This is a genomic window from Rhodopirellula sp. MGV, assembly GCF_002251265.1.
GTDB classification, from domain to species: Bacteria; Planctomycetota; Planctomycetia; order Pirellulales; family Pirellulaceae; genus Stieleria; species Stieleria baltica_A.
The window spans coordinates 91,622-98,944 of the sequence record NZ_NPDI01000044.1; the positions used below are offsets into that span (position 1 = coordinate 91,622).

The window sequence follows — 7,323 nt, forward strand, 5'->3', positions numbered from 1 at the left end:
AACCGGCAATCGTCTATTCGACTTTGGTCAAGACGTAGTGATGCGTTTGGGGCTGGGCGGCTTTGTAAATTTCGGCCAGCTCCGCATCCGCTTGCTTTTCAAGTTCAACAAGCTTCGCTTCGAAGCCCTCGGTACGTTGTTCGCCCTCAGACACTCGCTGTTCGAAACGCTTCTTCGCATTTTCGTCACCCGCGTTTTCAAGCGATCGTTTGTCGCGTTGCAGGTTTCGATAAGCGACCCAATGATCACGAAGTTGACGGATTGTGGTTTCGTTGCGTTTCGCATTCATCGCGACCACATTGGCTGCCTGTTGCGATTGAGGCGTGTTGGCGAATCGTTGAAGTTCGATGTGTGCGGCAAGTTGATTGTTTGAGAACTCACCGATGTGTGTTCCGTCAATCGTTAACGCGTATTTGCCCGGTTGTAAGCCGTGGACTTGAAGTGATTCTTTGCTGAAGCGATGACCAAGACGTAGCATCTCGGCTGCTTTTTCGGTTGACTGTGGTGTCACCCAAGGCAGCGAGTTGGCTAAAAAATCAAACTCGATTGTTTCGTCTTGAGAGCTGACGTTTGAAACCGTTCCGCCGTTGGCACGATTGCGGTAACCCTTGGCGGTTGGCGTTAGCGTGATGGTTGACACCGGGCCTTGCTGTCCAAGGTCTTCCAGCCATGCGTAGGCCATAATCAGCTGACCCGCCGGTCCGGGGTGAACGGCGTCACCGATGAAGGTAAACTCGGGTGTTTCGATGCGAGCGTCCTGAGTCAACTGGTTAAGTGGACTGAACATATCGATCGAACGCATCTCGCGACGTTCTGCTTCGCCTTGCAACCAAGTACCAAAGTAAGCGAGTACAGCGTTGTATTGCTGCATCATCGCTTCGTCACGCGCCGTCGCTCAAGCTCGGCGCGTGCGGCACCTTCGTCGAACATTGTGGGGGTAATCGGCGAAACCGTGACGTTGGCCTCCTCCAGTCGGTCCAGCAGTTTCGACATGTCCGACTGATACGTGTCAAAGATCTCGCGATTGAACGGTTGGTAGCGTCCGTCGTTCATTCCCAACAGGATCGTGACCAACTCAGGCGACTGATCCAAGACGTCGCGCTGTAAACGCTGCAGTGCGTCCCAGGCCTGATCCCCACCGATACCGGAATTGTGGAAATGAAGCTGGATCGAAGGGTATCGGGTGATGAAGAAGTCTTCGATGTATTGGGTATAAAGCCGTTGGTGGGTGATGCTGTCGCCAAGGAAGACAACCGTATCGCCTGTCGACAATTCGCACTGTCCGACTTCAACCGAGGTCGCCGGTTCGTCGGCAGACAACGTTGAAGTAAAGGGTTGTAAAACGCCGGCGAAGAGCAGGGCACTGGCAAATCGCATGCGGCGGAACGATAGCGTTCGGTTCATGGTGGGGCCGATGGGGTAGGGGAGGCACGAAGGTTGAATGCACGATTGGCCGCGATTCGAACGCGGCGAAGCTCCCATTATGCCATCGGTTGGCGATCCGTTGGGCCGAATCAGCGGCGAACGCTTCCCGTTTCTCCCTCGCCTTCGCTAGGCCGGTAGCGTTTCATCTGCATCCGCAGGTTCAAGAATTCCACCATCAGCGAAAACGCCATCGCGAAGTAGACGTAACCTTTGCTGATCGGCGTCCCGCTCGCTTCGCTGATCAGCACGACGGCGATCAGGATCAGAAACGAAAGCGCCAACATCTTGATCGTAGGGTGCTGCTGAACAAACTCGCTGATTTGGTTGGCGAACGCGATCATCACTCCCACGCTGATCACAACCGCTAACACCATCACGGGGATTTGTTTGGCCATGCCGACTGCGGTAATGACCGAGTCGAGGGAGAAGATGATGTCCATAAATGCGATGCGGAACAGGACGCCGCCAACGGTGACGCCTGCCGAACCACCGCCGGCCCCTTGGTTTCCTTCGCCGGGGACGTTTCCGATCTCAGATTCTTCTTCGCCGCCTTCGATCTTGTGATGGATTTCGCGAACGGCGGTCCAAAGCAAAAACAAGCCGCCGCCCATCAGGATCAAGTCCTTGCCGCTGATCTCGTTTGCTTCTTCGTGTTCATGCAGGTATTCGGCAAAAGAGTCGAGCGAAATGAAATCGGTCAGTTCGAACAGCGGGCCCACCCACTGCATCAGGTAGCCGATGAACAGCAACAGCAGAATCCGCATTCCCATCGCCAACACCAAGCCGAATCGTCTGGCAAAGGAGCGTTTTTCCTCCGGCAACCGACCGGTCACGATCGCGATGAAAACGATATTGTCGATCCCCAGCACGATTTCCATCAGCGTCAGGGTGAGCAGTGCAAAGAATGCATCGCCAGTAAGCAGGGATCCAATATCCATGTCCGTACTTATTCCTTCGTCTATACAGGACGCAACTGTTAGGAACGCAACCAGGGTGAAGCCAAACCGACCAAGCCAAGCAGCAACAACAATCCTAAAGTGACCCGGCGTAGACGTTCTTTGCCGAGCCAATTCCCAAAACGTAACCCAAACCAAGTGACGATCAACAAAGCGGGTAAGCTCAATGTCGCCAAAACCGCAGCAGGAATCACCTTCTCACCAAACTTTAGCAACAGGATTGCAAGTGCGGGGCCAAGGCTGATCAGATACATCGAAAACAGGAAACCGCGGACTTGGCGTGTGTTCCAGTCGTGAGCTTGAACCCAAAACACCATCGCAGGGCCACCCATACCGATCAGTCCTTGCAGGAATCCCGACAGCGGGAATGCGATCCATCCCCAAAACGCGGCGATCGATGGTTTGGGATGCGGCCGGTAAAGCATGATGGCAATCGTCGATAGCAGGACTGCGGCACCGACCAGTTGCCGAATTCGGTCGACCGAAAAGGTACTTTCGATCACGACAAGCACGCTGATCCCGATTGGGTAAAACGCGATCCGTGCGATCCCCGGCCAAAGGAGTTTGCTTGGACGGATTGCGTCACGAAGCGAGTACACGCCCATGACGTTTTGTGGAACGGTCGCGACCAACAATGCCATGCTGGCTGCGGGGATTGAATACCCCAGCCAAAGTAGCATCGGAACGATCAGCAGTCCGGCTGCAAATCCTGCCGCCGATTGAACGAAAATGCCCACCGATAACACGGCGGCAATCCCAATCAAGTTGATCAGGTCTGGCATCAATTCGGGCGGCACGGTCAAGGTGAAGGGGGCGACGGCAAAGCGTTTCAGCCCTCGGGGCTATTCTCGGTGCCCTGTTCGGTTTCCACCACCGGGGCCGGCGCGTTGAATTCTTTCAACAACCGATCCAAAATTCCGTTTACAAAACGCGGGCTGTTCTTGTCACCGTAGCGCTTGATCAAGACGACCGCTTCGTTGACAGCGACCGTTCCCGGCGTTTCCGAAAACAAGATTTCATACGCGGCCATCCGCATCACGTTGCGGTCGGTGATCGCCATTCGCGACAACGTCCAACCTTTGGCCAAACGTGCCAGGTGACGATCGACATCTTCACGGTGCTTGAGCGTTCCTGCGTAGACCGATTCGGCAAACGCAGTCAAAGCGGTTCGGCCCTGCATCCGCGAACGGATGAATTCGCGAGCATCCTCTGGACTGCGTGGCTCATTCACATCGGCTTCGTAAAGTAGTTGCAAGACAATTTCACGGGCACGACGACGACTGGACATTCAATCTCAGAGGGGGGAAGTGAAGGTAATTGGGGGAATGAATCGAACGGCGCCACGTCGAGGGACAAATGTCGCCACGGGGAAATCAGCACTCAATCGATGTTCGAGCCCGGATTGTAGACTGCGTTCGCATCCGCGCCGACGAGGCTGACGGCGAGGAAGTTTTTCGGGGGGCGGGTTTTGTGCAAATGGTGGAGGCCGCGGCAAAGATCTGATCGGCAGACTTTCATTTCTGCTCGCCTGACCTGCTAAACTAGGCTGGCTTGAAGCCTCCCTTTCCTCCCCAATCCCTTCCCCCACAGAAAACCACTCGTCCCGTGAAAACACACCTTCGATTTCAATTCCGATTTGCGACTCTAAATGCCTGCCTAGCCGTCGCGACTCTGGCCAGCCCCGTGGCATTCGCCGCTGATGACTACACCGAGAATCCTGGTACAGACGGCAATGGAAACCATGTGGTCGGCCCCGACTACACGATCCAGCCCGAATTGACGGACCAAGGGAATCCGAAAGGCAAGTACTTCGAATTCTCGATGCCGCTCGCGGAAAGCAAAATCTTTCGGGGCGACGACGATACGCTCAGCCGCCGAAAACCCGTCCGCGAGTCTCGGAAAATTTTTGTTTACGTTCCTGCGGAATACAAAGACGGCACCGAAGCACCCATCTTGGTGACCTTCGATGGTCCGAGTCGACTGAATCTGGTCCGCAACGCTGTCGACAATCTGTCGATCTCAAAAGACCCAGAGCGCAGTCTGCCTGCGTTCATTACGATCGCTGTCGAAAATGGCGGTAACGACGGCAAGGGCAGCCAACGTGGGCTGGAGTACGACACCATGTCCGATCGGCACGCCCGATTTATCAACGACGAAGTTCTGCCGGCCGTCCTGAATCATCCCGACATCCGCGCGGCATACCCCAACATCGCGTTCACCGAAAACCCTTGGGGCAAAGCGGTCATGGGCTGCAGCTCTGGTGGTGCCGCGGCGCTGACAATCGGCTGGTTTCGTCCTGACCTTTTCCGTCGCTTGATCACGTACTCAGGTACCTTCGTTGATCAACAAGACGACGACGCACCCGAAGAAGCGAAGTACCCGCTTGGTGCTTGGGAATACCACTCGGGGATGAAGCTGATCGAAAACAGCGACAAGAAACCGTTGCGGATCTTTACCCACGTCGCCGAAAACGATTTGCGTGCCAATGATCCAGAAGAGACCTACCACAACTGGGTGATGGCCAACAATCGCACCGCCGATGCACTGAAAGCCAAAGGCTACGACTACCGCTACGTCTTCAGTCGCGACTCACGTCACTGCGACGGTCGTGTTTTCGAAGCGACGTTGGCGGACACGCTGGTTTGGATGTGGCGAGGCTATCACGCCGAATAGGCACAACCGGAACGGCGAAAACGATGACCTGAAAAAATGTCTAGGAGCATCCCCGGGTAGCCTTGGCAACCGCCACAGTGGTTTGCTAGGATACCGGCTCGTCAGTGATTGGCGGCAGCAAACGTCCACACAAGGAATTTCCAAGGTGGACTTGCCAGCCATCCGGCGAACCAGTAACTTCCGCCTCTTCGTTGAGCGACCAGCTCAACCGGCAAGCGGAAGCTTGCTCAAATCCCGGGGGATTAGCTCAGTTGGGAGAGCGCTACAATGGCATTGTAGAGGTCATCGGTTCAAGTCCGTTATCCTCCACCTTTCGAAAGGCCCGTGAGACCAAGCGTCTTGCGGGCCTTTTCGTTTTTGCGTTCGCTCTCGTGCAGAGGCCAAGAGGGAATCGGCTCGCGAGCCGATTCATCAGGCTCTCGTGAAAGATCGTGCAGCGGAAACACTCACTGATGAGCCGTGTTGTTCTCTCCTCACGCTCGCTTTTAATTGAGCCATAGTCCCTTCGATGACACGTCTCAATGGCGCACCACGTTGCACGACTTGCGTTGCATCAGCGTGAGAGCCTTGGCCGCCGAGGCGTATGGCTAGCTCGTCCAATCATTGGAGACCAACTAATTCGTCAACTCTCGATCTGGCTGTACACCAGTGATTAATTCACCATCGGCGTGTCTGTTGCCAAGGCAGCACACGCGGAAATCATGCGTTTAGAATAACGTTGTTCTTTAAAGGGCAATCTGCGGTCCTATGTAACCGCAGGTCTTAGCCGCGATTGGCGGACGAGGTTGTAATGAATGGTCAACGTTCGTGGCTCGGTTTCCTCGGCCGACCGCTACGACGTCAAGTTCAATGCGAAAAGGACGAATGAAAATGCGAACGATCTTGGTGTGCTTGAGCTTTTTGTGGCTGTGTGGCGAGTTTTCGTTTGGCCAGAAAGTGGATCGTGAATGGCTGAACGAAGAAACCTGGCCTGCCATCGTCCACAATGTCCCGATAGAGATCGCCGAAAGCGACGATCCAATTCAAAAGCTTCAGAAGGAACGCGTCAACGCTTGCCTGGATGAGCTTCGTGCCCGTTACATCTATTGGCTACAGGGGCAGGGCACACTGGTGAGTGTTTGTGAAAATGCAAACCGGCTGATCGCGTCACGAGTCGACATGGGACTGACGCCGGACGAAGAGCTGGAATTGCAAAAGGGCAGACTGGCGTTCGCAAAGCGAGTCATGCAGCAAGCGGATGCGATCCGCACCGCTCGCGGAACCACTGCAAGTCACATCGATGAAAAGTATGCCCGGTACTATCGACTTGATGCTGAACTTGCCGTCGCGCAACTGCAAAAGAATCTGACCGACCAGTGATGGTCAAACGCACTATCGTTGCACCAATGTCGCCTTTCGCTCCGCGAAAGTAGCGTTCTCTGCCCCGGCTTCTGCCAGCCCAAAAAGAGCGTGATAGAGTTCGAGTTTGACCGCACTTATCAGCCGACGCGATTCGCAAGCTGCCAGCAGCGTCCAGGCATCGGGACCGTCGATGCGCGTCGCTACATCGAAGAAACGTAACTTCAGAGCACGACCTGCAATCCATTGGCCGAAGGCCTCAATCACCGTAGCCTGTGGCATCGCCACAGGTATTCGATTCCCAAAATGCTGATTGGCCGAAGGTCAATTTCACCTGCCAAGTCACAAGCGAGCAGTGTGTATGGCCTTCAGCCAAAGATGGCGATTAGCCAACTGAAAACTGGGGCGATGCCCCAGCCTATGGTGCGAATGGCCTTCGGCCAAAAGACGATCCCCAAAAAATCAACGGCGTTGCAAGCGGAGTGTCGCAAGCAATCGCCATCACAATTGGAATTGAGCGTTCTCTGCTCCGGCGTCTGCAGGCCCAAACGAGTTTGGTAGAGTTCGAGTTTGACAGTACTTCTCAGCCGACGCCACTTGCAAGCTGCCAACAGTGTGCAGGAATCGGGACTGTCGATGCGTACCGCTACATCGCAGAAATGTCACCTCAGCACGACCTACATTCCATTGGCCGAATGCCTCAACCACCGTAGCCTGTGGCATCGCCACAGGAAGTCGGTTCCCAAAATGCTGATTGGCCGAAGGTCAATTTCACCTGCCAAGACGCACAAGCGAGAAGTGTGTATGGCCTTCAGCCAAAGATGGCGATTAGCCAACTGAAAACTGGGGCGATGCCCCAGCCTATGGTGCGAATGGCCTTCGGCCAAAAGACGATCACCCAAAAATCAACGGCGTCGCAATCGGAGTGACG

8 protein-coding genes and 1 tRNA gene are annotated in these 7,323 nt (G+C 55.0%); 3 read left to right on the forward strand and 6 right to left on the reverse strand.

Translation table 11 applies throughout. The features are described from left to right. Positions 1-13: 13 nt before the first annotated feature. The 5 genes from CGZ80_RS16165 to nusB form a co-directional block, all read right to left on the reverse strand. Positions 14-874: a hypothetical protein gene (locus tag CGZ80_RS16165; RefSeq protein ID WP_094416276.1), complete on the reverse strand. Its 861-nt coding sequence runs from the start codon at positions 872-874 to the stop codon at positions 14-16. Continuing rightward, on the reverse strand, positions 871-1,404 hold the full coding sequence (locus tag CGZ80_RS16170; RefSeq protein ID WP_158222731.1) for a GDSL-type esterase/lipase family protein: 534 nt from the start codon (positions 1,402-1,404) through the stop codon (positions 871-873). The genes CGZ80_RS16165 and CGZ80_RS16170 overlap by 4 nt, the downstream gene beginning before the upstream one ends. A 110-nt stretch (positions 1,405-1,514) precedes the next feature. Beyond that, a complete protein-coding gene (locus CGZ80_RS16175) occupies positions 1,515-2,363 on the reverse strand; it encodes a TerC family protein (RefSeq protein WP_094416280.1) in 849 nt (282 codons plus the stop codon). A gap of 38 nt (positions 2,364-2,401) precedes the next feature. Next, positions 2,402-3,163, reverse strand: coding sequence for a TSUP family transporter (locus CGZ80_RS16180; protein WP_094416282.1), 762 nt, complete (start codon positions 3,161-3,163; stop codon positions 2,402-2,404). A gap of 47 nt (positions 3,164-3,210) precedes the next feature. Next, the gene (gene nusB / locus CGZ80_RS16185) at positions 3,211-3,669 is read right to left on the reverse strand and encodes a transcription antitermination factor NusB (RefSeq protein ID WP_094416284.1); all 459 of its coding nucleotides are present in this window, start codon (positions 3,667-3,669) and stop codon (positions 3,211-3,213) included. A gap of 383 nt (positions 3,670-4,052) precedes the next feature. Here nusB and CGZ80_RS16190 point away from each other — a divergent pair, with 383 nt between their 5' ends. From CGZ80_RS16190 to CGZ80_RS16200, 3 genes are all read left to right on the forward strand, one after another. Beyond that, complete coding sequence (locus CGZ80_RS16190) at positions 4,053-5,054, forward strand: alpha/beta hydrolase (protein WP_094416310.1); 1,002 nt, start codon at positions 4,053-4,055, stop codon at positions 5,052-5,054. 236 nt (positions 5,055-5,290) lie between these two features. After that, positions 5,291-5,363, forward strand: a tRNA-Ala gene (locus tag CGZ80_RS16195). A 540-nt stretch (positions 5,364-5,903) separates the two neighbouring features. Next, positions 5,904-6,413 (forward strand): hypothetical protein, encoded by a 510-nt coding sequence (locus tag CGZ80_RS16200; protein WP_233148466.1) that lies wholly within the window; start codon positions 5,904-5,906, stop codon positions 6,411-6,413. A 12-nt stretch (positions 6,414-6,425) separates the two neighbouring features. On the opposite strand, the gene CGZ80_RS16205 is transcribed toward CGZ80_RS16200, so the two are convergent. After that, a complete protein-coding gene (locus CGZ80_RS16205) occupies positions 6,426-6,680 on the reverse strand; it encodes a hypothetical protein (protein WP_143543969.1) in 255 nt (84 codons plus the stop codon). Positions 6,681-7,323: the final 643 nt, after the last annotated feature.

What these genes read in the sequence shown, in the direction of transcription:
- CGZ80_RS16165 (WP_094416276.1), bottom strand. Translation starts at nt 874, where the DNA reads ATGATGCAGCAATACAACGCTGTACTCGCTTACTTTGGTACTTGGTTG.
- CGZ80_RS16170 (WP_158222731.1), bottom strand. Translation starts at nt 1,404, where the DNA reads ATGAACCGAACGCTATCGTTCCGCCGCATGCGATTTGCCAGTGCCCTG.
- CGZ80_RS16175 (WP_094416280.1), bottom strand. Translation starts at nt 2,363, where the DNA reads ATGGATATTGGATCCCTGCTTACTGGCGATGCATTCTTTGCACTGCTC.
- CGZ80_RS16180 (WP_094416282.1), bottom strand. Translation starts at nt 3,163, where the DNA reads ATGCCAGACCTGATCAACTTGATTGGGATTGCCGCCGTGTTATCGGTG.
- nusB (WP_094416284.1), bottom strand. Translation starts at nt 3,669, where the DNA reads ATGTCCAGTCGTCGTCGTGCCCGTGAAATTGTCTTGCAACTACTTTAC.
- CGZ80_RS16200 (WP_233148466.1), top strand. Translation starts at nt 5,904, where the DNA reads ATGCGAAAAGGACGAATGAAAATGCGAACGATCTTGGTGTGCTTGAGC.